The organism is Roseateles noduli, from assembly GCF_050626985.1.
GTDB lineage: Bacteria > Pseudomonadota > Gammaproteobacteria > Burkholderiales > Burkholderiaceae_C > Roseateles > Roseateles noduli_A.
The window spans coordinates 4,363,818-4,386,839 of sequence record NZ_CP192463.1 but is presented as its reverse complement, the minus strand read 5'-3'; the positions used below and the strand labels follow the sequence as shown (position 1 = coordinate 4,386,839).

The window sequence follows — 23,022 nt, the reverse complement described above, 5'->3', positions numbered from 1 at the left end:
AAGTATATGAATGAAACCGTCGCATTGTTTATGGACGAAGGCAGTGTGATGACCGTAGAGGGGCTCGCGCAATGCATGCCTGTGTGGCTTGCTGATACGTCCGCTCATGTGGAACTGAAGAATCGTTTGAAGAGTAAATCTCCATTAATAGCCGCGACGTGGTTCCCGATTCGGGGCGGAGAGACTTTGGAGGAAGCGGCGGGGCGAATTGTTTTTTCACTGGACGATCATTACAACGATCTCGCGCAAGGTGTTGGATATAAGTATCTTCTAGTTTTCGGCGTGAGGTTTGAGGCGGTCATCGAGAAAAGCTTTCTTGAATTAGACTTCCATCGATTCGAAAACACATGTTTCGGCTTCACCGCAGCGAAATAGCATGTGTTGGCTGTGAAGGAGGTCCATGCCACATTGCTCGCCGCAATTGAATCGGAGCTCCCTCTGCGGCTCGACGAGGTCGATCAGTATTGGGGCAGCTGTGTCATGCTGGGTGGTCGCACGCCTGGCGGTTCTCCGGCCTATTTGCGCGTCTATCTCTGCGACTGGAAACTGGCGCGCGACGATGATCTTTTCGCCACGTCGGACGGGTCGGTGCAAGAGAACCGGGACGGTCTGTGGGGGCTCCTCGGCACGCAGCTGATGTCGTTGAAGATTTCACTGAAGCGCCGACGAGTGAGGTCGGACTTCGATTCAGGGCACGTCCTGATGATGTACGTGAATCTGGAGGCCTACGGCGAGGATGCGACGCTCTTCTTCTCGAGCTGGCCGATCGGAATGATCTCGTTCAAGCACACGGTCGGAATTGCGCTTGAACCGCACGCGGATCCGATGAATCCGAATTGAAGTGGTCGGAGCTGCGCGCAAATGCGTCCGAGTGAGTCGACAGTCCGGCGCGCGATCATTGGCACCTTCAGTTGACACCGGGCAAGGGTGTTCCTCCAATCGGACCCGCAAATGGCCCCATTCCCCTCGTTTATCCAAAGCCGAAACCGAAAGCCAAGTAGCCGATGGTTCGCCGCATGGTGCTTCGCCGTTGCTTGTGTCCCTTGCGCGGCCAAGCCGGTCGAGATCGACTTCTTCCGGGAGTGGCTGCCAGCGAATGGCGTCATGGTGTCGGAGCAAGTCTTTGTGGGCGTCTCATGTGGTGCGCTGGTTCTTGCATTCGCGCTGGGGGCGAAGCTCTGTTTGCGAGAGGCACGGAAGCTTGGCCCGAGCAGGTCGCTCGTCAAATGAACAAGATGCGCGCATTCAGGCTCGCATCCGCCGCGCTGTTCGTGCTCCTCTGCGTGGTCGGCCTAGTACTCGCTCTCTTACGGCTGGGAAGCTAGGTCTTGGTCTTTCCCGACAGCCCGTTCTGGTCCGCCATCCCCAGTCTGACGATCATGGCGTTCATGCTGCTGCGGTGGCGACCCCTAACGCCGCAGAACTGGATCGGCGCTGGATCGGCGCGGGCTGTGCAGCTATGGCTTCCATAACTGGGCCAAACTGATGACCCGGTACGACGACGGCAACTGGAGCGTCACACGGACGCCATTGAGGCCTGGCCATCGTGGGTCTGGCGCGGGCGCGCGTGTTCGCGACCCGTCACCGCAGGTAACGATTTCCTCTCCCGCCATGCGCTTTCCCTCATGCCTCTCTGCCCCCCTTCCATGCCAGAATCCGCTCGCAAAGAACAAGACTGACTGAGCTTTTGAAGCGCCCTCTCCGGGCGCTGCAAAGGGAGGAACCCACGAACCGGAACCGACGCCGCCCCGCGGTGCAGCGAGGTGCGCCTGACCGGCGCGTGGGCAGGCCCGTCCGCGGGCAACGACGACGCTGTACACGATGTTTGCCAACGCCCCGACCGCTCGCGCGCACCGGTCCCCGGTCTCCCGCCATCGCGGCTTCACCCTCCTCGAACTGCTGGTGGTGATCGTCATCATCGGCCTGCTCGCCGCCTACGTCGGCCCGCGATACTTCTCCCAGATCGGCAAGTCCGAACGCGGCGTCGCCAAGGCCCAGATCGACGGCCTGGCCAAGGCGCTCGACGCCTACCGCCTCGACACCGGCCGCTACCCCGCCAGCGAGCAGGGACTCAACGCCCTCTACACCGCCCCCGGCGACGAGCCGAAGTGGGCCGGGCCCTACCTGCAGAAGGCCGTGCCGGCCGACCCGTGGGGACACGCCTACGTGTACCGCTCGCCCGGCCAGGGCAACACCGACTTCGATCTTCTTTCCCTGGGCAAGGACGGTCAGCCCGGAGGCGAAGGTGAAGCCGCGGACATCTCCTTCCGTTGAGCGCCCGACGTCGCGGCTCAAGGCCGCGGCGCTCGCGCTGCTGACGGTCGCCGCCTGCACGACCGGCGGACTGGCCTCGATGCTGGTCAGCGCCGGCACGCCCGCGCCGCCCGCCCGGAGCGCCGCCGTCGACCCGGTCGCCGCGCTCGGCGAAGAACTCTTCTTCGACCCCCGCCTCAGCGCCGACGGCCGCGTCAGCTGCGCGTCCTGCCATCTGCCGGACAAGTACTTCAGCGACGGCCTGCCCGTCTCCAAGGGCGTCGACGGCAAACCCGGCGCGCGCAACGCCCCGAGCCTGCTGAACGCGCTCGCGAACGGCTCGCAGTTCTGGGACGGCCGCTCGCCCACGCTCGAGCATCAGGCCCTGCAACCCTTCACCAACCCAAACGAGATGGGCCTGCCCGACCTCGACACGCTGGTGCGCCGCGTCGCCGACGATCCGGCCTACCGTCAGGCCTTCGCGCGCGCCTTCGGCACCGCAGCCCGCAGGGACGGCATCACCGCGCCACGCATCGCCGACGCGATCGCGCGTTATGAACGCACGCTGGTCGCGCCACCCGCCCCCTTCGACCGCCACACCGACGCGGCGCCCGCGATGTCGCCCGAAGCGCTGCGTGGCTACCGGCTCTTCACCGGCTACGCGAAGTGCGCGTCCTGCCACACCGTGAACGGCGGGAACGGCGTGAACAGGCCTTCGGCTCCGTTCACGGATGACACGTTCCACACGCTGTCAGTTGGCCTCGAACGCATCGCCGGCGACCTCGCCCCGCTCTCGCTGGAGGTCGTCCGCCTGCGCGAGAACGGCCGCAGCGCCGACGACGTGCTCGTCGAGCTGCCGCAGGCGTCCCCGCTCGGCCGCTTCATCCTCACGCTGAAGGCCGGCGACATCGGCGCCTTCCGCACGCCCAGCCTGCGCAACGTCGCCGAGACCGCGCCCTACATGCACGACGGCAGCCTGCCGACGCTGGAGGAGGCCGTCGACCACGAGGTCTACTACCGCAGCTCCGAACAGGGCCGGCCGATGCTGCTCACGCCCACCGAGCGCCGCGAGCTCGTCGAGTTCCTGCGCACGCTCTCGTCGCCGCGCGACGAGGTGGCTGCGCTCGGACGCCCCGTGCCCCCATCCGTGCGGAGGGACCATGCGTTTTGAGGTCCGCGGCGTCGGCGCCGATCACGCCATCACCACCGTTAGCCTCGAGGCCGTGAGCGCCGACGAGGCGAGGCGCGCCGCCGAGGCCCTCGCGCTGCGCGTGCTGCAGGTGACGGCCCGGCCGGCGTCGGCGTACAGCCTGCGCCGCTCGCGCTTCTCGCTGCTGCTGTTCAGCCAGGAGTTGCACGCGCTGCTCAACGCCGGCCTCGGTCTGGTCGAAGCCTTGCAAGGCCTGGCGGAAAAGGAGACGGCCGGCGATACCCGCACCGTGCTCGACCACCTGCTCGTCCGGCTGCGCGGCGGTCAACGCCTGTCGACCGCCCTGACCGACCTGCCGCATGCCTTCCCGCCCCTGTTCATCGGCCTTGTGCGCGCCGCCGAGACCACCGGAGAGCTGCCGCGCGCGCTGACGCGCTACGTCGACTACCGAGCCCGTGTCGAATCGGTGCGCGCCAAGGTCATCAGCGCCTCGATCTATCCGCTGATCCTGATGGCCGTCGGCGGTCTGGTGACGCTGTTCCTGGCGGGATACGTCGTGCCGCGCTTCGCTGCCGTCTACCAGGACAGCGGTCGCGAACTGCCCTGGGCGTCCAGCCTGCTGCTGGCCGCCGGCACCTTCCTCGGCGCCCATGCGCTGTCCGTCCTCGCCGTGACGGTCGGCGTGCTGGGCGCCGCCGGCGCGGCACTGATGCGGGCCGTGCGCAGCGGCGCCCTCGCGGCCTGGGCGGCCAGCCTGCCGTGGCTGGGCCGGCACGTGCGGCTGTACGAGCTGTCGCGGCTGTACCTCACCCTCGGCCTGCTGCTCGAGAGCGGCGTGCCTGCTGTGCAGGCCATGGAGATGTCGCGCGGCGTCACCGCCCCCGCCATGGCGCGGCGGCTGGCCGACGCCCGCCTGCGCGTGCAGGCCGGCGGCGCATTCTCCGAAGCCTTCGAGACGCTCGGCCTGACCACGCCGATCTCGCTGCGCATGCTGCGAGTCGGCGAACAGTCCGGGCAGCTCGGCCGCATGCTGATGGAGGCCGCCGCGTTCTACGACGGCGACGTCGCCCGCTTCGTCGAGCGCTTCACCCGGGCCTTCGAGCCCCTGCTGATGTCGGCGATCGGCTTGATCGTCGGCCTCATCGTGCTGCTGCTCTACATGCCCATCTTCGATCTCGCCGGGAGCCTCGGATGAATGCCGCCGTGATGCCGCTCGACGCCGACAACCACCCGGAGAAGGACACCGACAGGAGCTCCGACGCGGACGCCGCGCTCGACGTCCTGCAGCCGCGCACGGCCGGGGCCGATGGGCCCGATGCGACCGCGGCTCTCGCGAGGTCGCCGCTCACGCTGGCCGATGTCCGCGCGGCGCGTCCACTGGCCCAAGCCGACGGGGGTCCCTTGCTCGACGCCCTGGCGTCACGCCACAGTCTCCGGGCGCAGGACGCCGCGCGCGACGTGGCCGCGCTGGTCGGCTGGCCGTGCGCCGACACCGCGCGGCTGGATGCATGCCAGCCGATGTTCGACCGTCTGCCGATCGCGCAAGCGCTGCAGCGGCGCTGCGTGCTGGTCCGCGACGGCGAGCAGGTGCTGGCGGTCGTCGCCGATCCCTTCGACGAGGACCTGAAGACCTGGCTGCGCTGGCGCACCGATCCACCGCCGCGGCCCTGCCTGGCGCCGGAAGCCGACATCCGCGCCTACCTCGCCAAGCAGGAGGCGCAGATCCGCGCCGTCGACGCCATCGCGGCCGAATCGCAGGACGGCGCGGCGGTGGCGTCAGAAACCGAGGTGCTGTCCCTTGCCATGCTCGGCGAAAGCAGCAGCCCGGCGGTCAAGCTCGTCAACTCCACGCTCTACGACGCGCTGCGCGCGATGGCATCCGACGTGCACCTCGAGAGCACGCCTGCCGGCATGAGCATCCGCTACCGCATCGACGGCGTGCTCGATCACGCCACCAGCATCTCCGGGCGCGAACTCGCGGCCCAGGCGATCTCGCGCATCAAGGTCCTCGCGGAACTCGACATCTCGGAGCGGCGCATCCCCCAGGACGGCAGCTTCCGCGTCGAGGCGCAGGGCCGCGAGATCGACCTGCGCGTCTCGGTCATGCCCAGCGTGCATGGCGAGGACGCCGTCATCCGGATCCTCGACAAGCAGACGATGGTGCAGGCGCATGGCGCGCTGTCGCTGAAGGCGCTCGGCTTCGACGACGGTGCGCTCGCCGCGCTGCGCCGGCTCGTCGACGAGCCCTACGGCATGCTGCTGGTCACCGGACCGACCGGCTCAGGCAAGACCACGACGCTCTATGCCGCGCTCGGCGAGGTGCACGACGGCCGCGACAAGATCATCACCATCGAGGACCCGGTCGAGTACCAGCTGCCGGGCGTGCTGCAGATCCCCGTCAACGAGAAGAAGGGGCTGACCTTCGCGCGCGGTCTGCGCTCCATCCTGCGCCACGACCCGGACAAGATCATGGTCGGTGAGATCCGCGATCGCGAGACCGCCGAGATCGCCGTGCAGTCCGCGTTGACCGGCCATCTGGTGCTCAGCACGGTGCACGCGAACAACGTGTTCGACGTGTTCGGCCGCTTCTCCCACATGGGCATCGATCCCTACGCCTTCGTGTCGGCGCTCAACGGCATCTGGGCCCAGCGGCTGGTGCGCAACGTGTGCCCGGCCTGCGCGCGGGAGGCCGCGCCGGCGCCGGCCCTGGCGCACCGGCTCGGGCTCGATCCCGCGGAGCTCGCCGACGGTCGCTGGCGCGAGGGCGGCGGTTGCGGCGAGTGCCGCGGCACCGGCTACAAGGGGCGCACCGCGATCGCCGAGATCCTCGCCTTGAACGACGAGATCCGCGAACTCATCATCGAGCGCGCCTCGGCGCGCCGCATCAAGGAAGCGGCGGCCCGTCACGGCACGCGCACGCTGCGCGACGTCGCGCTCGAACTGGCGCGCCAGGGCTGGACCACGTTGGAGGAGGTGAAGCGTGTCACGCTTCAGTCGTAGGAAGCCGCTAGCGATCGAGCTCTCGCGCCGGTCCGTCCATCTGGGCGGCGCAGAGGCGGCGTTGGCGCCGGCGCGCCCCTGGTCGTCCCAAGAGGAATTGCGCGCCGCGCTCGCCGACGCGCCGCGTGGCGCGCCGTGGCGCGTGCTCGTCGGGGTGGCGTCGGCCCGTCATTTCATGGTCCGCCCGCCGGTGAACGCACGACGGCTCGCGGACCTGCGCGCCATCGCCGCCCTGCGCTTCGAGGACCTGCACGGCGACAGCGCCGCGGACTGGTTGATCGAAGGCGACTGGGACGCGCGCCGGCCCTTCCTCTGCTGCGCGATGCCCACGGCCTTGTTGCGGACGCTGCGCGACGTCGCGAAGCAGTCGGGTGCCGGCACGCCGAGTGTGGAGAGCGCGTTCTGCGCCGCCTGGAACGCGGCGGGCGCCCGGAGCGTGGATGACGCGGACTGGGTCCTGCACACCGGCCTCGACGGCACCTTGCTCGCGGCCGCCGAGGCGCGGCGCGTCCGCGCGATCGGCGATCTCGACTGGCGCCCCGGCGAAGACGAGGAGGCGCTCTGGCAGGCGGCCGAGCGCCTTGCGATGGCCTGGTCGCTGTCGCCTCCGGCCGGCCTCGTGCTGCTCGGGCAGGGCGGCGGCGCACCGCGCCGGTGGACCCGTGCCGGAGGCCCCGCATGAAGCCGCTGCGATTGCGTTTCTCGGCGCCGTGGCGGCAGCGCCTGGGTGCCGGGCCCGTGGCCATGGGGGTGCTCCTGGGCGCCTTGGCGTGCCTCGGACATGAGCTCTGGACGACGCTGCGTCTCGACGCGCAACTGCGCGAACAGCGCATCGCGCTGGCGGCTGCGCAGGCGCCGCGCCCGGCGGCCGGGTCGCGGGCGGCGTCCGCTCCCGGCATTCCCGCCATCCAGGTGGTGGCCGCGAACGCGGCGATCCGTCGTCTCAATCTCCCCTGGCGCGAGGTGTTCGACGGACTTGAGGCGGCGGCCGGCGAACAGGTGAGCGTCGTCTCCATCGAGCCCGAAGCCGACAAGCGTCTGCTCCAGGTCGGCGGCGAGGTCGCCACGCCGGACCGGATGCTGGACTTCGTGTCCCGGCTGAAGCGACTCGACGCCTTCGAGCAGGTCGTGCTGCGGCATCACGAGGTGGCGTCCTCCGGACCGTCCGATGCCCGGCCGCTGAAGTTCATCGTCGCGGTCACCTGGCGCGATCCCCAGGAGGCGGCACGATGAGGTCGCCGCGCCTGTGGCTCGAGATCGCGTTCGCGACCGGCCGGTTGCCGGCGGTGCCGTTGGTCGCCGGCCTGCTGCTCATCGCCGCGTCGACGCTGCGCCTGCATGTCCTGCCGGAGCAGCGACGGGAGCAGGTGCGTCTCGGCATGGCGATGGACGACGCGCGCGCCGCCGCGCTGCGCACCCGGGCGATCGCCGGCGTCGCGCCGACGGACGAGTCCCAGCGGTGGCACGCGTTCCTCGCGTCGCTCGGCCCCGCCGAGCGCTCCGAAGAGCAACTGCGCACCCTCTTCCTGCTGGCCGAGGACGCCGGATTGACGCTGCGTCAGGCGGACTACCGCGAGTCGGCGGCGTCCTTCGGGCAGGTCCGGGTCCTGGAGTTCGTCCTGCCCGTCGAGGGGCGTTACGAGCAGATCCGGCAGTTCGCCGAACAACTGCTGCTGCGGGTGCCGTTCTGCGCGCTCGACAGCATCCGCCTCGCCCGCGCCAACGCCGGCGAGGCGCGCGTGGAGGCGAAGCTCCGCTTCACCCTCTACCTGCGCGATACGTCCGCGCGCACCGCCGTCGATCGTGACGGCCAAGCGCGGGGGAGCGGGCGATGACCCCGAAGCGTATCGCCTTCTATGCCTGCGTCGCGACGGCCCTCGGCCTGGCGCTCTGGCTCGACCCGGCGCCCGGCACGGCGTCGTCCGAAGTCGTGCTGCCGGTGTCGCGCGTGGCGGCGACAGGTCCGGCTGCCGCCACAGTGCCGTTGCCTGCGCCACAGCGGACGCCGTCGGCCATGTCCCCTTCGGCGGCGGGGCGAGGTGGCGCCGGCACCTCGGTGAACGGAGCGGCCAACGCGGCACCGCGCCTGCTCGCGCAGCGCGATCGCGCCGACATGTTCGGCGACGCCGCGACCCGGGAGGCGCCGATGTTCCGCGCCCGAGGCTGGGGCGCGCCCGCGGCGCCGGTCGCGGCGAGCTCCGCCGTGGAACTGCCGTCGCTGCCTTTCACCTATGTCGGCAAGCAGCAGGTCGGCGGCGAGTGGCGCGTCTTCCTGCAGGACGCCGACGACATCCACATCGTGCAGGCCCGGGACACCGTGGCCGGCGCCTACCGGGTGCTCTCGGTCAAGCCGCCCACGATGACCCTGGAACACCTGGCGACGCACACCGTCCAGACCCTCGAGATCGAATGAACCCCGTCCACTCCCAGGCCGTCCGTCGGCCGCGCGTCCTGCTTCGCGCCTGCGCCCTGGGCGCGGCGGTCCTGCTCGCCTGTGCGTGCACGACCTCCGCGCCCGATGTCGATCGGGCCCGGCTGACGTTCGACGAAGGCCGCATCGAAGAGAGCCTCGCCCAGCTGCGCGAATCGATCGCGGAGCGCCCGCGCGATCCCGGGTTGCGGCTGACCTACCTGACCCTGCGCGAACGCGGCATCAACGACCTGCTTGCCCAGGCGGCGCGGCAGACCGGCGAGGCGGCGGTCGGCGAGCGCGCGCGCCTGTACCGGCGGGTGCTCGCGATCGACCCCGAGAACAGCCGCGCCCGCGGCGGCCTGGCCGCCCTCGAGCGCGACGCGCGCCTGGCCAAGGACCTCCTCGACGCACAACTGGCCATCGACTCGCGCGATCATGCGCTGGCGCTGACCCGCCTGCGCGCGCTGCTGCGCGAGGAGCCGCAGCACGCCAAGGCGCGCGCGATGCTGCAGGCGGTGCTCGACAAGACGACCCAGCCCGCCGTCGATCCGGCGCTGACGCAGGCGCTGCTCAAGCCGATGAACATCGACTTCAAGGACGCTTCGCTGAAGCAGGTCTTCGATGTCCTGGCCCGCACGGCCGACATCAGCTTCGTCCTGGACCGGGACATCAAGCTCGATCAACGGGTCACGCTGTCCGTCAAGAACGTGCCGGTGCGCGACGCCATCGACACCGTGCTGATCACCAACCAGCTGGAACAGCGCGTGCAGGGGCGCAAGACGATCGTGGTGTATCCCAACACCCCGGCCAAGCAGAAGGAGTACCAGCCGCTGAAGGTGCGCACCTTCTTCCTCGCCAATGCGGACGCCGAACAGATGGCCAACACCTTGAAGACGGTGCTGAAGGCCCGCGACGTGGTGGTGGACAAGGCCCAGAACGCCGTCGTGCTGCGGGACACGGCGGGCGCGGTGCAGATGGCCGAGCGGCTCGTGGCGCTGGGCGATCTCCCGATCGCCGAGACGATGATCGAGATCGAGGTGCTCGAAGTCAGCCGCGACCGGTTGAGCAACCTCGGCGTGCAGTTCCCGCCCTCCGCGGCGCTGACGCCCTTGCCGCTGACCAGCGGCGGCAGCCTCACGGTGGACGACATCCGGAACCTGACTCTGGGTCGCATCGGCGTGTCGGTGGGCGCGACCACGATCAACGCCAGCGGCCAGGACGCCGACGTCAAGACGCTCGCCAATCCGCGCATCCGGGTGCGTAACAGGGAGACGGCCAAGATCCTGATCGGCGACCGCGTGCCCAACATCACTTCGACGGCGACCTCGACCGGTTTCGTCTCCGAGAACGTGCAGTACATCGACGTCGGCCTGAAGGTGGAAGTGACGCCGACGATCAGCGTCGACAACGAGGTCGCGTTGAAGATCGCGCTGGAGGTCAGCAGCGTGGTCCGCCAGGTGACGACGCCCAACGGCACCAATGCCTACCAGATCGGCACGCGGTCCGCGTCGACGGTGCTGAGGTTGAGAGACGGCGAGAACCAGGTGCTGGCCGGGCTGATCAACGAGCGCGACAACAGCACGGTCAACAAGGTGCCCGGGCTGGGGGACCTGCCGGTGGCGGGGCGGCTGTTCTCGAGCGACAACCGTACGAAGACGTCGTCCGAGATCGTCCTGTCCATCACGCCGCGGCTGGTCCGCGGCATCGCCCGTCCCGATCCCGGCCTGCTCGAATTCGAGTCCGGAACCGACGGCAACCTGAGGAGCGGCGACGGCGAACCGGCTTCACAGGCAAGCCAGGCAGGCCAGGCCGGCGCGCTGTCCACCGTCGAGCCTGGCGTCCGCGGGGCCACGGGCGGCCGGTCCGACGCTGCGACGCCGGGGTCGTCGGGATCGACCGACTCGTCGTCGGCGGGCGCTGATCAGGGCAGGCGCGAACCGACGCCCGCGGCGGCCGGCGGCGCGTCCATCCAATGGTCCGCGCCGGCGCGGGTCGCCACCGGCGGCGAGTTCAAGGCCGATGTGGTCCTGAACGCCGGGCAGCCGCTCACGTCCATGACCCTGGTGCTGGCCTATGACCCCGGCGCGCTGCGGGTGAGCGGCGTGTCGGAAGGCGCCGCGCTCAGCGGCGACGGCACGATGACCACATTCAGCCAGCGCGTCGACGCCGCCACAGGCCAGATCTTCATCAGCGCCGCGCGGCCTCCCGGCGCGCCCGTCGCCGCGGCGCAGGGCAGCGGCGTCTCGATCGGGTTCGTCGCGGGGCCGAACGCCGGCGACACGCAACTCCGCGTGGTCTCGGCCGCGCTGTCCGGGCCGGACGGCGCCGCGCTGCCGACCGCGCTGCCGGCGCCGCGCCCGATCAAGCTGGAAAGGGCCGGCAAGTGAGCTCGGCGGGACGCGGGTTCACGCTCATCGAGCTGCTGGTGACGCTGGCGGTGCTGTCGGTGCTGGCCACCCTGGTGCTGCCGGTGGCCCAGATCGAGTCGCAACGCGTGCGCGAGCGCGAGCTGTCGCGCGCGCTCAGCGAGTTGCGCCACGCGATCGATGCCTACAAGAAGGCATACGACGAAGGGCGCATCGAGCGCAAGGCCGACGCGACCGGTTATCCGCCGACGCTGGAGGTGCTGGCCGAAGGCGTCGAGGACGTTCGCACGCCCGACAAGCCCCGGATCTACTTCCTCCGTCGCGTGCCGCGCGACCCGATGTCCACCGATGCGTCGGTGCCGGATGCGCGCACCTGGGCGCTGCGCAGCTATGCCAGCGAGCCCTCGGCCCCGGCGGAAGGGGAGGATGTGTATGACGTGCATTCGCGATCGACGCGGGTCGGACTCAATGGCCAGGCCTACCACCGCTGGTGAGCGGCGTCGCGGCCGCGGATTCACGCTGATCGAGCTCCTCGTGGTGCTGGCGATCGTCGCGCTGCTGCTGTCGCTGGCGCTGCCCCGCTATTTCCGGCATCTGGAGGCGGCCAAGGAGACGGTGCTGCGCACCAACCTCCGCGAGACGCGCGACCTCCTGGACAAGTACTTCGCCGACACGGGGCGGTATCCGGACACGCTCGACGAACTGGTCACCGCGCGCTACCTGCACGCGGTGCCCTACGACCCGGTGACCGAAAGCACGCAGACCTGGGTGCTCGTGCCGCCAGACGACGCCGCGCTGGGGGGCGTGCGCGACCTGCACAGCGGCGCGACCGGCGCGGCGGCGGACGGCACGCCGTGGTCGCAACTGTGAGGTCGCGCCGCGTTGACGGCGGCTTCACGCTGGTCGGCCTGTTGCTGGTGCTGGCCGTCGTCGCGCTGTCGCTGACGGCCGTCGTGTCCACCGCGGCCATCGTCAAACGCCGGGATGCCGAGGCCGCGTTGCTGGAGCGGGGTCGCTGGTACCGGGAGGCCCTGCTGGCGTACGCGCGCAACACACCACCCGGCGCGCCGTCGCGCCCGCGCAGTCTGTCGGAATTGCTGCGCGACCCGCGCCATCCGGAGCCGCGCCGGTACCTGCGCGATCTGATGCCCGATCCAATCACGCTGCGGGACGACTGGGTGCTGCTGCTGGATGCGGAGGGCGGCATCGCTGGCCTGCACAGCGCGTCGGCACGTCCGCCATTGAAGGTCGACGGATTCCCGCCGCCGTTCCAGGACTTCGCCCATCGCGCGCGCCTGGATGAATGGGTGTTCTGGGGGCAGCCAGCGGCGGGGGTCATGCCCGTGCCCGTGCCCGTGCCTGGTGCGGCTCCGGTGCTGCCGTTGCGGTGACGTCAAGGGCCGACGCGGCGCAGGTTGAATTCATGACTTGCAGATGCGCTGCCGGATGAGCGCTACGCTCCTCCAGATCATCGACCTGCAGAAGGAGCCCTCATGAGTTCAAGACTGTTCGCACTGGCCACCGTGACCGCCGCCGCGCTGATGTCGTCGCTGGCCATGGCGCAGACGCCCGTCGTCGACGCCGCCGTCTCCGCGGCGGTGGCGGATGCGACACGACCTGCCAAGGACGTCCAGCAGGACGCCTCGCGGCGACCGGCGGACCTGGTCGCCTTCTCCAAGGTGAAGCCCGGCGACAAGGTCATCGACGCGGTGCCCGGCGGCGGGTACTGGACGCGGATCTTCTCGACGCTGGTGGGCCCCAAGGGCAAGGTCTACGCCTACGTGCCGAGCGAATTCGCCGTCTTCAAGTCCAACCCGGCGGCCACCGCCAGGGCCATCGCTGCGGAGCCGGGCCACGGCAACGTGGAGCAGACCTCGAGTCCGCTGGCGCAGCAGCCGCCGGCGTCCATCCACAACACGCTCGACGTGTTCTGGACCTTCGAGAACTATCACGACTTCCACGACAGCTTCATGAAGGGCGCTGACGTGAACGCCTACAACAAGGCGGTCTTCAGCATGCTGAAGCCGGGCGGGTACTACATCGTGGCCGACCATTCGGCCGTGGCGGGGTCAGGTCTGAAGCACACCGAAGACCTGCATCGCATCGACCGTGAGACGGTCAAGGCCGAAGTGGAGAAGGCCGGATTCGTGCTCGACGCGGAAACCGATGCGCTGGCCAATCCCGCCGACGACCGCACGCTGAAGGTGTTCGATCCGGCGATCCGGGGCAAGACGGATCGCTTCGTGCTGCGGTTCAGGAAGCCGGCGCAGTAAGAACTGTCGGGGCATGCGGCTCGCGCCGCCTGTTCCTGCCGCTCCCGCTGGATTGCGTGCTCAGGGCAGCAGGACGATCTTGCCGATGGTCTGACGACTCTCCAGGGCGCGGTGCGCCTGCGCGCCGTCGCGCAAGGCGAATGTCTGCGAGAGACGCAACGTCACGACGCCTGATCGGATCCAGCTGAACAATTCCGTTGCGCGAGTCCGGCGCTCTTCGGCGGTGGTGAGCACGTTCCACAGATCACCGCCGACGAGGGCCAGCGAGCGATCCATGAGCCGCCGGGGATCCACCGGCGCCGGGTCGCCCGCCGCCATGCCGTAGAACACGATCGTGCCGCCGGTGCGCGCGGCATCCAGGCTCTCGCGCAGCGTGGTGCCGACCGAGTCGTACACGACGTCCGCGCCGCGCCCGTCGGTGAGCGCCTTCACGGCCTGCAGCCACTCTTCGGCCGGGATCACCACGTCGGCGCCGGCCTCGCGCACGGCTTGTCGCTTGGCGTCGGTCGAGGCGATGCCGATGACGCGCGCGCCCAGGTGCTTCAGGATCTGCACGAGCAGCAGCCCCACGCCGCCCGCCGCCGCGTGCACGACGGCCCATTCCCCGGGGCGGACCGCGTAGCTGTCGCGGCACAGGTACTGCGCCGTCAGGCCCTGCAGCAGGCAACCGGCGGCCGTCTCGAAGGACGTCTCGTCCGGCAGCGGAATGAGCCGGTCCACATCGACCGCGCAGAGTTCCGCGTTGGCGAACGGGCTGTCCGCGAAGCCGACGCGCTGACCGGGCCGCAGGCCGCTGCCCTCGGGCGCCGCGACGACCTCGCCCGCGCCTTCGTAGCCCAGGATCCACGGCGGTGATCCCGCCAGGTGATAGTTGCCCTTGCGCCGATAGACGTCCGCGAAGTTCAGGCCGATGGCGCGCATGCGAACGAGCGCCTGATCGGGGCCAGGAACGGGATCGGGCACCGCTTCGTAGCGGAGGACGTCGGCATCGCCGAACTGGTGGAAGACGAGTGCTTGCATGGAGGGCCCGGAGGGATGGTCGAAGCGCGGCTCGTTCTACAGCGACCTCGTCAGGCCGCCGTCGACGCGCAGGTTCTGGCCGGTGATGTAGCCGGCCCCTTCGATGCGACCCCAGCGAGCCAGCGCCTGATCGACGAGCCCTTTCAGATCCGACTCTGACTGGTTGGAGCCGGTGACGCCGATGCCGCCCAGTTCGCGTCCGAGGGCTTCGCCCTTGCCCGACGAGGAGAGCACGGCGACCCGGAAGCCGTCCTGGGCGAGGCGGCGCGCCGCGGCGGCGCCCATGCCGCTGCCGCCCGCGGTGATGATGGCGACCTTTTCTACTGTCGTATCGGCTGTCATGGTGCTCTTCCTGTGTCGTGCCGCCGCCGGATGGCGCCTGCCCACGTGGATCGATACGCTATCAGCGCCGTCTCGATCCGGCGAGCACGCCCACCTACATTCATCCAGTAGAAAAGCTACAGTCCATCCATGAACACACCGCTGGTGGGGCTCCCGTCGCTGAAGGCGCTCCGTATCTTCGAGGTCGTGGCGCGGCACCTGAACTTCCGGCTCGCGGCCGAGGAACTCGACGTGACGCAAGGCGCCGTGGCGCAGCAGATCCGTGCCCTCGAGGCCGACCTGAGCATCAAGCTCTTCGAGCGGCATCCGCGCGGCCTGGCGCCGACCGGTGCCGGCGCGGCCTACGCGCGTCGCGTGCGACTTGCCCTGGAAGAGATCGCCGACGCCACGCGCCTGCTGCGCCCTGGCGACCGGCACGTCACGATCAGCGTGGCGCCGACGATCGCCACCAAGTGGCTGCTGCCGCGATTGCCGCGCTTCACCGCGCGTCATCCTGATATCGACCTGCGTGTCCTCGCGACGGAACGCGTGTCCAGCTTCCACGCGGAGGGTGTCGACCTGTCGATCCGGTGTGGGCGCCCGCCGTTCGGCCCGGGTGTCGAGGCGCGGCTGCTGTTCGAGAACAACCTGATCGCCGTGGGCAGTCCGTCGTTGCTCGCCGGCGCGGCGGCCCTGACGCCGGAGCGGCTGGCGAGCTGTCCGCTGATCCACGACGGGCATGACTCCTGGCCGGCATTTCTCGCGCAGGCGGGCGTGGCGGCTTCGCCGTCGAAGGGCACCCGCTTCAACCAGACGGGCCTGGCCATCGACGCGGCGATCGCCGGGCAAGGCCTGGCACTCACGGGCAGGTTCTTCATCGAGTCCGACCTGGCGGCCGGCCGCTTGGTGCAGGTGACGCCGCAGGTGCTGCACCTGGGCCTCGACTACTACCTCGTGTCGCCACGGCGCGCTCGCGGAGACGCGCCGTTAGGGGATGTCGCCGCGTGGCTGGTCGAGGAGGCGGCGAGTGCTGCTCAAGGCTGCGTCGCATGAACGACAAGCTGCTTGCCCTCCGACTTTTTGCGCGCGTTGCGCGCACCGGGAGTTTCTCGGCCGCCGCTCGAGAACTGGACGTGTCCCAGCCTTCAGTCTCGCGGATCATCGCGGCGCTCGAGCAGGACGTGGGCGCGGCGCTGGTCACCCGCACGACGCGGGCGCTCACGCTGACGGATGCCGGCACGGACTATCTGGCGCGTGTCGAGGCCATCCTGGCCTCGCTCGAGGAGGCCGATCACGTGGCTCGCGGGTCGCTGGAACTGCGCGGCTCATTGCGGGTCGCCTTGCCTGCGAGCTTCGGCGTGCGCGAGATCGTTCCCTTGCTGCCGGGTTTCCTGACACGCCATCCGCTGCTGAACGTCAACCTGTTGATGAACGATCAACGGCAGGACACGCTCAGGGAGGGCGTCGATGTCGCGTTGCGTCTCGGCGATCTGGCGGATTCGAGCGCGACCGCGCGCCTCATCGGTCGCACGCATCGCTTGATCGCGGCATCGCCGGCCTACCTGAGAGCCAACGGCACGCCCACGACGCCGGCCGACCTCGCGACTCACACGGCCATCGTCGGCCCTGCGGGAACGAGTGCCGCGGGCTGGTGGTTCCAGAAGGACGGCCGGGACATGACGGTCCGCGTCGACAGCCGGCTGAGCGTGTCCGTCAACGAAGGCGCCGTCGCCGCTTCTGTGGCGGGGATGGGCGTCGTGACGACGGCGTTGTGGGGATGCCGCGCCGAACTCGCGACCGGCGCGCTCGTCCAGTTGCTTCCCGACTGGACCATGAAGGACGTCGAAGTCCACGGCATGTTCACGCCGGGCCGGCCGCCGAAGCCGTCGGCCCGGGCATTCGTCGAGTACCTGATCGCCGAACTGCCGCGCTAGCGCGGCAATCCAGACCTGATCAGGCGCGCTGTCCACCAGAGGCCGTGATCCGTTCGCCGGTCACCCAGGCCGAGTCGTCGGAGGCCAGGAACCGCGCCACGCGGGCGATGTCTTCCGGTTGGCCCGGGCGGCCGAACGGGATCGAGGCGATCACGGCCTCGACGGCCTCCTTCGGCCAACCCAGCGCGGCGATGCCTTCGGTGATGGTGGCGCCCGGTGCGATGCTGTTGACGCGGATCTTCTTCGGCGCGAGTTCGACCGAGGTCACGCGCGTGACGGCGTCGACGGCGCTCTTGGAGGCCGCGTAGATCGCCGAGTTGGGCATGTAGCCGACGCTGGCGATGGAGCTGATGTTGATGATGCTGCCGCCGTTCGGGCCGAAGTGCTTGGCGGCCTCCTGCGTCGCGGTGATCAGGCCCAGCACGTTGGTGTTGAACTCGCGATGGAACTCCTCCTCCGTGGCGTCCTGGACGGCACCGAAGGCGTAGACGCCCGCGTTGTTCACCAGAATGTCGAGCTTGCCGAAGGCGCGCTTGGACTCTTCGAACAGCCGGCGGATGTCGGCGGTCTTGGAGAAGTCGGCCTGGATGGCGACGGCCTTGCCGCCCGAGCTCTGGATGTCGGCGACCAGGGCGAGCGCGGCGTCCTTGCTGGTCGCGTAGTTCACGACGACTGAGGCGCCGGATTGGGCGAATAGCTTGGCGATGCCAGCGCCGATGCCTTTGGAGGCGCCGGTGACGATGGCGACCTTGTCGGTGAGTGTGGTCATGGATTCAATCTCTGGATGACGGCGCCGGGGTGGCGTCGGGATGAACTTTGGTTCATCGTCCAGTGAATGAGTAGGTGCGGGGACGACTAAGACTTATTCGTTGAGAGGGGGGAATCCCCTGCCAAGGCTGCTCCGCTTCATCCCCCCTTTTCTGCAGTCTGTCGCCCCCCGCTAGGGGAGCACGGGGGGGCTTGATATGGTGTGCTACATCAGCAACACACCGGCGCTTCCGCGCCCCGCGTCATGCACAGCTGGAACGATCAAGCGCCGATCTATCAGCAGCTCGCCGACCGACTGGCGTCGCAGCTGCTCGACGGCGATCCCCCCGAAGGCGAAGCGCTGCCCTCCGTGCGCACGCTCGCCAGCCAGTACCTCATCAACCCGCTGACCGTCAGCCGCGCGCTGCAGGCCCTCGTCGACGAGGGCCTCGTCGAGAGCCGCCGCGGCCTGGGCATGTACGTCCGCGACGGCGCCCGCATCCGCTTGCTGCACACCGAGCGCGAGCAGTTCCTCCAGGAGGAATGGCCCCGGTTGCGGGAGAAACTTCGCCGCCTGGGCCTCCGGCCCCAGGACCTGAATTGGGAGGACGCATGAAGACGCTCATCGAGGCCAGCCACCTGAGCCTGAACTACGGCCGCAAGGCCGCGCTGCAGGACCTGACCTTCACCATCCCCGCCGGCCGCGTCGTCGGATTGCTCGGCCACAACGGCGCCGGCAAGACCACGCTGATGAAGACCCTCGTCGGACTCAAGCGCGCCGAAGGCGAGCTCCGCGTGCTCGGCCTGGATCCCCATGCGGACCGCGCCCAGCTCCTGACCTCGCTCTGCTACATCCCCGACGTGGCCGTGCTGCCGCGCTGGGCCAAGGTCTCCGAGCTGATCCGGCTGATGGCCGGCCTGCAACCCGCGTTCTCCGCCGACCGCGCCCGGCAACTGCTCAAGCGCACCTCGGTCACGGAGAACGACAAGGTCAAGCAGCTCTCCAAGGGCATGGTCACGCAGCTGCATCTCGCGCTGATCGCGGCCATCGACGCGAAGCTGATGATCCTCGACGAGCCGACGCTCGGCCTGGACGTGATGTCGCGCAAGAGCTTCTACGAGATGCTCATCGACGAGTGGTGCGACGGCGAGCGCTCGGTGCTCATCTCCACCCACCAGGTCGAGGAGGTCGAGACCCTGCTGTCCGACGTGCTGATGCTCGACGAGGGCAAGCTGGTGCTGAACATCTCGCTGGCGGAGATGGACGAGCGCTTCGTCGCGCTGTCCCATGACCCCGACGCCGCCGAGCTGGTCGCCGCCAACCACCCGCTGCTGCGCTACCGCGTCCAGGGCCGGCCCGCCGCGCTCTTCGACGGCGTGCCGCCCGATGCCGTCGCGCATCTGGGCCAGCGCGTGCGCCCCAGTCTGGTCGACCTGTTCATGGCGCTGACCCGCAAGCCCGAGCGCCAGGCCACCGAAGCCTGACCGGCCTCATCGCCACGCTTTGCGACCCGCTGCGACCCTCTTCAAAGGACCATCCCCATGACGCTCTTCAACACGCTGCTGCTGCGCGAGTGGCTGCAATACAAGCGGGCCTGGATCGGCCTGGTGCTGGCGCCCGTGCTGGTGCTGCTGGCGCTGGTGCCGTTCAGCCAGGTCGACGACATCGACGTGCCGAGCCCGGAGCCGGTGGCGCTGATCGCCGGCCTGCTCACCGTCGGCCTGGTCCTGGCGCTGGCCCTGGCCGTGTCCGTCTACCAGCTGATGGGCCTGGCCCGCCGCGACCAGCAGGACCGCTCGATCGAGTTCTGGTCCTCGCTGCCCGGCAGCCATGCGGCCAGCATCGGCGCGCCGATCGTTGCCCACGGCATCCTGGTGCCCGTCGCCGCCACGCTGCTGGCCCTGGTCGGCGGCGCGATCGTCGGGTCGGCGATGGCGTTCAAGGAATTCGGCCTGGCCGCGCTGCAGCAGACGCAGTGGTCGGCGCTCTTTGCGGCCACCTTGTGGCTCGGGCTGCGGCTGGCCGTCGGGCTGGTACTCGCCGCGCTCTGGCTCTCGCCGATCGTGCTCGCGCTGATGGCCGCTTCGGCCTGGCTCAAGCGCTGGGGCGCGCCGCTGCTCGTCATCGCGGTCTCGGCCTTCCTCAACATCTACAAGAACGAAACCGCCGCCGAGGTGCTGCGCAACGCGCTGATCACGCAGGTCGCGGGGGTCGGCGCATCGCTGGTCCAGACCGGGACCAGGCTGGTGATCGACTCGGACCGCGAGGGCCATCTCAACATGCAGGACTTCTTCGACATGCTCTACCGTTTCCCGGACTACGCCCGGGATGGGCTGCCGCAGGTGCTGCAAGCCGCGTGGCATCCGCAGTTCGTCGGCGGTCTGGTGATCGCGGGCCTGTGCTTCTGGCTGCTGGTCCTGCAGCGCAAGCGCAGCCTCTGAGCGGACAGGAAGCGCCCGCCGAGGGCGCTTCCTTCATCCCATCGTCGGGAAGGGACTGACGCCGATGATCAGCCGGTGCAGCCCCATGACGAGCGCGATCCAGGCGACCACGCCGATCGCGACCGCGATCGCCGTCCCCTTGGCGGTCCCCGCGGGCGGCGGCGGAGCGCCACGGCGCCGGGCCGATCGGAAGTCCAGGATCGCCCAGGCCAGGAAGGCGCCGAACAGCACGAGGTCCGCGACCGTGTTGTTGGCCAGCAGGTGACCGAAGGCCCACAGCTTCACGGACAGCAGCATCGGGTGATGCAGCTTCGCCTTGATGTGGTTGCGGGGGACCTGCGAGGCCGCCAGCAGGATCAGCGAGGGCAGCATCAGCAGCCCGGCCAGATGGCTCATGCCGCGAGGCGTCGCCCACAGCGGGTGCGGATCGGGCCGCGCCTGCCCGTAGCCCCAGATGATCAGCAGCAGGCCGATCACGGAGAGGGCGGTATAGCTGAGCTTCCAGCGTTTCTCGCCCCACGCGGCGAGGCGGACGTCGCGCCAGGCCGGCGCGACGATGCGGACCGAATGCGGCCCGAGGAAGAGGATCAGTCCGAGGATGAGTGCCCACATGGTGAAGTCGCTCCTTTGCGGCGCGGACTATGCGCCTGCCGGGAGGACATCACCAGTGCCTGGCGGATCAAGAGACCCTTGTCGCGGACGGCTGGAATGCGGGAGAAGCCGGCGTCGTGGCGGCGGGCTCCCCGGTCGGGGCACGGACCTGGCGCAGATCGCCTTCGGCATGGTCGAGCCACGCCATGGCCGCCAGCAGGGCCAGCACCGCGACGGCGATGCCGATCGCGGGCAGCAGCAGGCGTCGCCAGCGGTGGGCGGCAATGGGCGGCTGTGCGGGCACCGGCGGTGCGGCGCCGTGGAGACGGGCAGGGGCTTTCATGGCGGAACTCCGGTGGACGTGGAGGTCGCCGCGGCGCTCAGGGGAGCACGGCGCCGAGACCCCACAGCAGCGACGGATAGACCGCGCCCCAGGCCACCGCGAGGATCGCGAGGGCCTTCATGCCGACGAAGATCGGCGGGACGTACTTGGCGGTGACGGCGGGCTTCGACATGGTGCGCTCCTTGAGCTGGCGACTCATGAATTGCAAACGGCGTGCCAGCTCGGCGCGTTGACGGGCGCGGGCGTCGAAAACATGACGTTACTCACGCATCACGAGACCGACATGGTCCGCGCGGCCGGGCTCACGCGCGCTTCACGCCGCGAGCTTGCCGCCGCGAGCGTCACGCGCTCCGGTCCACCCGGAGCGCCAGCAGCACCGAGGTGTGCGTCTTGATCACGCCCTCGATGTCGCCGATCTCGTCGAGCAACGCATCCAGTCGCGCCGTGCTGTCGGCGCGCAGCGTGGCCATGTAGTCGAACTCGCCGCTGACCGACGCCAGCTGGCGCAACTCCGGCAGTCGCGAGAGTCGCTTCACCACCTCGCGCCCGGCGCGGGGCTGCACCGTGATGCCGACAAAGGCCTGCACGCCACGCTCGACCGCCTCGCCGCCCAGACGCACGGTGTAGCCGGCGATCAAGCCCTCGGCCTCCAGGCGCGCCAGCCGCGCCACCACGGTGGTGCGGGCCACGCCCAACTTGCGTGCAAGGTCGGCGGTGCTTTCCCGCGCATTCGCCTGCAGCAGCGCGATCAGGTCGCGGTCGGTCCGGTCGCGCAGGGTCGCGGGCGACGAGGGGAGCGATTCGGACGCCGGGTCCGGCGCGGTCTTCCTGGCATTCATGGGCGAGGCCTTCGACAGGCTGTGACGGAGTTCTCGGGATAAACCCTCGTTTTCGCCGGAATGAATGATCCGGCTGACGAATCGTCAGTATCGACCTGTTTTCCGTCGAACTCGTGCTTTCTTTCGTCAGCGGAGGTTCCGACACTGCCCGCATCGCATCTGAAACCTCATCCGCACAGGATCACAAGGAGTACGACATGAAAGTGGCACTGCTGGGCGCCGGACACATCGGCCAGACCATCGCGCGACTGCTGCAGGGCAGCGGCGACTACCAGGTCACCGTGATGGACAAGAACGCCGGCGCGCTGAAGCTGCTGGCCGGCCAGGGCGTCGCGACGAAGACCGTCGACACGGAGGACAAGGCCCAGCTCGCCGCCGCGCTGCGCGGCAACGACGTGGTCGTGAACGCGCTGCCGTACCACCTGGCCATCACCGCCGCGCACATGGCGCTGGAAGCCGGCTGCCACTACTTCGACCTGACCGAGGACGTGGCCGCGACCAAGGAGATCAAGCGCATCGCCGAAGGCGCGAAGACCGCCTTCATGCCGCAATGCGGCCTGGCGCCGGGCTTCATCGGCATCGTCGCGCACCACCTGGCCAAGAGCTTCGACTCGCTCAGCGACGTCAAGATGCGTGTCGGCGCGCTGCCCGCGTTCCCGACCAATGCGCTGAAGTACAACCTGACCTGGTCGGTCGACGGCCTGATCAACGAGTACTGCCATCCCTGCGAGGCGATCCACGACGGCGCCCTGATCGCCGCGCTGCCGCTGGAAGGCCTGGAGCACTTCTCGCTGGACGGCACGGAGTACGAGGCCTTCAACACCTCCGGCGGCCTGGGCACGCTGTGCGAGACCTGGGAGAACAAGGTCCGCAACCTGGACTACAAGACCGTCCGTTATCCGGGTCACCGCGACCTGATGATGTTCCTGCTGGACGACCTGGCGCTGAAGAACGACCAGGAGAAGCTCAAGGACATCATGCGCAAGAGCATGCCGGCGACGATGCAGGACGTGGTGCTCGTGTTCGTGACGGTGTCGGGCATGAAGAACGGCGTGCTGATGCAGGAAGTCTTCGCCCGCAAGATCTTCGCGGAGCGCGACGGCGCGCAGCCGCTGTCGGCCATCCAGATCACCACCGCCGCCGGCATCTGCGCCGCGGTCGACCTGTTCCGCGAAGGCAAGCTGCCGCAGTCGGGCTTCGTCCGTCAGGAAGAAGTGGCGCTGCCCGATTTCCTCGCGAACCGTTTCGGCAAGGCGTATCAGCAGTCCCGTCAGGTTGAATCGATCGGCTGATCGATCGGCTGATCGATCGGCTCGATCGATTCGATCGG

General features: G+C 69.3%; 27 protein-coding genes and 1 pseudogene. 21 read left to right on the top strand and 7 right to left on the bottom strand.

All coding sequences use genetic code 11. The features are described from left to right. The first annotated feature begins 6 nt into the window (after positions 1-6). From ACQ4L4_RS19160 to ACQ4L4_RS19090, 15 genes are all read left to right on the top strand, one after another. Complete coding sequence (locus ACQ4L4_RS19160) at positions 7-375, top strand: hypothetical protein (RefSeq protein ID WP_431100490.1); 369 nt, start codon at positions 7-9, stop codon at positions 373-375. Between the two features lie 12 nt (positions 376-387). Beyond that, complete coding sequence (locus ACQ4L4_RS19155) at positions 388-840, top strand: hypothetical protein (RefSeq protein ID WP_431100489.1); 453 nt, start codon at positions 388-390, stop codon at positions 838-840. 981 nt (positions 841-1,821) lie between these two features. Continuing rightward, the gene (gene gspG, locus ACQ4L4_RS19150) at positions 1,822-2,274 is read left to right on the top strand and encodes a type II secretion system major pseudopilin GspG (protein WP_431100488.1); all 453 of its coding nucleotides are present in this window, start codon (positions 1,822-1,824) and stop codon (positions 2,272-2,274) included. Then, positions 2,246-3,424 carry a cytochrome-c peroxidase gene (locus ACQ4L4_RS19145; RefSeq protein WP_431100487.1) on the top strand — a complete coding sequence of 393 codons (1,179 nt, stop codon included), beginning with the start codon at positions 2,246-2,248 and terminating at the stop codon, positions 3,422-3,424. Before gspG ends, ACQ4L4_RS19145 begins: the two co-directional genes overlap by 29 nt. After that, a complete protein-coding gene (locus ACQ4L4_RS19140; RefSeq protein ID WP_431100486.1) occupies positions 3,414-4,598 on the top strand; it encodes a type II secretion system F family protein in 1,185 nt (394 codons plus the stop codon). Before ACQ4L4_RS19145 ends, ACQ4L4_RS19140 begins: the two co-directional genes overlap by 11 nt. After that, positions 4,595-6,403 (top strand): GspE/PulE family protein, encoded by a 1,809-nt coding sequence (locus ACQ4L4_RS19135; RefSeq protein WP_431100484.1) that lies wholly within the window; start codon positions 4,595-4,597, stop codon positions 6,401-6,403. Before ACQ4L4_RS19140 ends, ACQ4L4_RS19135 begins: the two co-directional genes overlap by 4 nt. Further along, positions 6,384-7,085, top strand: a complete 702-nt coding sequence (locus tag ACQ4L4_RS19130; RefSeq protein WP_431100483.1) for a hypothetical protein — start codon at positions 6,384-6,386, stop codon at positions 7,083-7,085. The genes ACQ4L4_RS19135 and ACQ4L4_RS19130 overlap by 20 nt, the downstream gene beginning before the upstream one ends. Beyond that, positions 7,082-7,636: a hypothetical protein gene (locus tag ACQ4L4_RS19125; RefSeq protein ID WP_431100482.1), complete on the top strand. Its 555-nt coding sequence runs from the start codon at positions 7,082-7,084 to the stop codon at positions 7,634-7,636. The genes ACQ4L4_RS19130 and ACQ4L4_RS19125 overlap by 4 nt, the downstream gene beginning before the upstream one ends. Further along, entirely contained in the window at positions 7,633-8,238 is a 606-nt protein-coding gene (locus ACQ4L4_RS19120; RefSeq protein WP_431100481.1) for a hypothetical protein, read from the top strand. Before ACQ4L4_RS19125 ends, ACQ4L4_RS19120 begins: the two co-directional genes overlap by 4 nt. Then, positions 8,235-8,816, top strand: coding sequence for a hypothetical protein (locus ACQ4L4_RS19115; protein ID WP_431100480.1), 582 nt, complete (start codon positions 8,235-8,237; stop codon positions 8,814-8,816). Before ACQ4L4_RS19120 ends, ACQ4L4_RS19115 begins: the two co-directional genes overlap by 4 nt. Beyond that, positions 8,813-11,203: a secretin and TonB N-terminal domain-containing protein gene (locus tag ACQ4L4_RS19110; protein WP_431100479.1), complete on the top strand. Its 2,391-nt coding sequence runs from the start codon at positions 8,813-8,815 to the stop codon at positions 11,201-11,203. The genes ACQ4L4_RS19115 and ACQ4L4_RS19110 overlap by 4 nt, the downstream gene beginning before the upstream one ends. Continuing rightward, on the top strand, positions 11,200-11,676 hold the full coding sequence (locus tag ACQ4L4_RS19105; RefSeq protein WP_431100478.1) for a type II secretion system protein: 477 nt from the start codon (positions 11,200-11,202) through the stop codon (positions 11,674-11,676). The genes ACQ4L4_RS19110 and ACQ4L4_RS19105 overlap by 4 nt, the downstream gene beginning before the upstream one ends. After that, positions 11,651-12,052, top strand: coding sequence for a type II secretion system protein (locus tag ACQ4L4_RS19100; protein ID WP_431100477.1), 402 nt, complete (start codon positions 11,651-11,653; stop codon positions 12,050-12,052). The genes ACQ4L4_RS19105 and ACQ4L4_RS19100 overlap by 26 nt, the downstream gene beginning before the upstream one ends. Beyond that, positions 12,037-12,573 carry a type II secretion system protein gene (locus ACQ4L4_RS19095; RefSeq protein ID WP_431100476.1) on the top strand — a complete coding sequence of 179 codons (537 nt, stop codon included), beginning with the start codon at positions 12,037-12,039 and terminating at the stop codon, positions 12,571-12,573. The genes ACQ4L4_RS19100 and ACQ4L4_RS19095 overlap by 16 nt, the downstream gene beginning before the upstream one ends. A gap of 102 nt (positions 12,574-12,675) precedes the next feature. Continuing rightward, positions 12,676-13,455 (top strand): class I SAM-dependent methyltransferase, encoded by a 780-nt coding sequence (locus ACQ4L4_RS19090; protein ID WP_431100475.1) that lies wholly within the window; start codon positions 12,676-12,678, stop codon positions 13,453-13,455. A gap of 60 nt (positions 13,456-13,515) precedes the next feature. On the opposite strand, the gene ACQ4L4_RS19085 is transcribed toward ACQ4L4_RS19090, so the two are convergent. Next, a complete protein-coding gene (locus ACQ4L4_RS19085; protein WP_431100474.1) occupies positions 13,516-14,475 on the bottom strand; it encodes a quinone oxidoreductase family protein in 960 nt (319 codons plus the stop codon). A 99-nt stretch (positions 14,476-14,574) separates the two neighbouring features. Continuing rightward, positions 14,575-14,817: pseudogene (locus ACQ4L4_RS19080) on the bottom strand (SDR family NAD(P)-dependent oxidoreductase); the annotation flags it as partial. A gap of 129 nt (positions 14,818-14,946) precedes the next feature. Between ACQ4L4_RS19080 and ACQ4L4_RS19075 the strand changes: the two are divergent. Together ACQ4L4_RS19075 and ACQ4L4_RS19070 are read left to right on the top strand one after the other, a co-directional pair. Beyond that, positions 14,947-15,849 carry a LysR substrate-binding domain-containing protein gene (locus ACQ4L4_RS19075; RefSeq protein ID WP_431100472.1) on the top strand — a complete coding sequence of 301 codons (903 nt, stop codon included), beginning with the start codon at positions 14,947-14,949 and terminating at the stop codon, positions 15,847-15,849. Next, complete coding sequence (locus ACQ4L4_RS19070; protein ID WP_431100471.1) at positions 15,846-16,730, top strand: LysR family transcriptional regulator; 885 nt, start codon at positions 15,846-15,848, stop codon at positions 16,728-16,730. The genes ACQ4L4_RS19075 and ACQ4L4_RS19070 overlap by 4 nt, the downstream gene beginning before the upstream one ends. A 19-nt stretch (positions 16,731-16,749) precedes the next feature. Here ACQ4L4_RS19070 and ACQ4L4_RS19065 read toward each other — a convergent pair whose 3' ends face one another. Next, positions 16,750-17,499, bottom strand: coding sequence for a glucose 1-dehydrogenase (locus ACQ4L4_RS19065; RefSeq protein WP_431100470.1), 750 nt, complete (start codon positions 17,497-17,499; stop codon positions 16,750-16,752). Between the two features lie 243 nt (positions 17,500-17,742). Here ACQ4L4_RS19065 and ACQ4L4_RS19060 point away from each other — a divergent pair, with 243 nt between their 5' ends. From ACQ4L4_RS19060 to ACQ4L4_RS19050, 3 genes are read left to right on the top strand one after another with little or no spacing between them, the layout of a single operon-like run. Beyond that, complete coding sequence (locus tag ACQ4L4_RS19060; protein ID WP_377159628.1) at positions 17,743-18,093, top strand: GntR family transcriptional regulator; 351 nt, start codon at positions 17,743-17,745, stop codon at positions 18,091-18,093. Continuing rightward, positions 18,090-18,962, top strand: a complete 873-nt coding sequence (locus ACQ4L4_RS19055) for an ABC transporter ATP-binding protein (protein ID WP_377159630.1) — start codon at positions 18,090-18,092, stop codon at positions 18,960-18,962. Before ACQ4L4_RS19060 ends, ACQ4L4_RS19055 begins: the two co-directional genes overlap by 4 nt. A gap of 57 nt (positions 18,963-19,019) precedes the next feature. Then, the gene (locus tag ACQ4L4_RS19050) at positions 19,020-19,919 is read left to right on the top strand and encodes a hypothetical protein (RefSeq protein WP_431100469.1); all 900 of its coding nucleotides are present in this window, start codon (positions 19,020-19,022) and stop codon (positions 19,917-19,919) included. A gap of 33 nt (positions 19,920-19,952) precedes the next feature. On the opposite strand, the gene ACQ4L4_RS19045 is transcribed toward ACQ4L4_RS19050, so the two are convergent. The 4 genes from ACQ4L4_RS19045 to ACQ4L4_RS19030 all read right to left on the bottom strand — a co-directional run bounded on the left by ACQ4L4_RS19045 (position 19,953) and on the right by ACQ4L4_RS19030 (position 21,692). Beyond that, positions 19,953-20,531: an NnrU family protein gene (locus tag ACQ4L4_RS19045; RefSeq protein ID WP_431100468.1), complete on the bottom strand. Its 579-nt coding sequence runs from the start codon at positions 20,529-20,531 to the stop codon at positions 19,953-19,955. Between the two features lie 67 nt (positions 20,532-20,598). Then, complete coding sequence (locus tag ACQ4L4_RS19040; protein ID WP_377159636.1) at positions 20,599-20,853, bottom strand: hypothetical protein; 255 nt, start codon at positions 20,851-20,853, stop codon at positions 20,599-20,601. 37 nt (positions 20,854-20,890) lie between these two features. Next, positions 20,891-21,025 (bottom strand): hypothetical protein, encoded by a 135-nt coding sequence (locus ACQ4L4_RS19035; RefSeq protein WP_377159638.1) that lies wholly within the window; start codon positions 21,023-21,025, stop codon positions 20,891-20,893. A 169-nt stretch (positions 21,026-21,194) separates the two neighbouring features. Then, on the bottom strand, positions 21,195-21,692 hold the full coding sequence (locus ACQ4L4_RS19030; protein WP_377159640.1) for an Lrp/AsnC family transcriptional regulator: 498 nt from the start codon (positions 21,690-21,692) through the stop codon (positions 21,195-21,197). A gap of 197 nt (positions 21,693-21,889) precedes the next feature. On the opposite strand from ACQ4L4_RS19030, the gene ACQ4L4_RS19025 reads away from it, so the two are divergent. Beyond that, the gene (locus ACQ4L4_RS19025; RefSeq protein ID WP_431100467.1) at positions 21,890-22,984 is read left to right on the top strand and encodes a saccharopine dehydrogenase NADP-binding domain-containing protein; all 1,095 of its coding nucleotides are present in this window, start codon (positions 21,890-21,892) and stop codon (positions 22,982-22,984) included. Positions 22,985-23,022 lie beyond the last annotated feature (38 nt).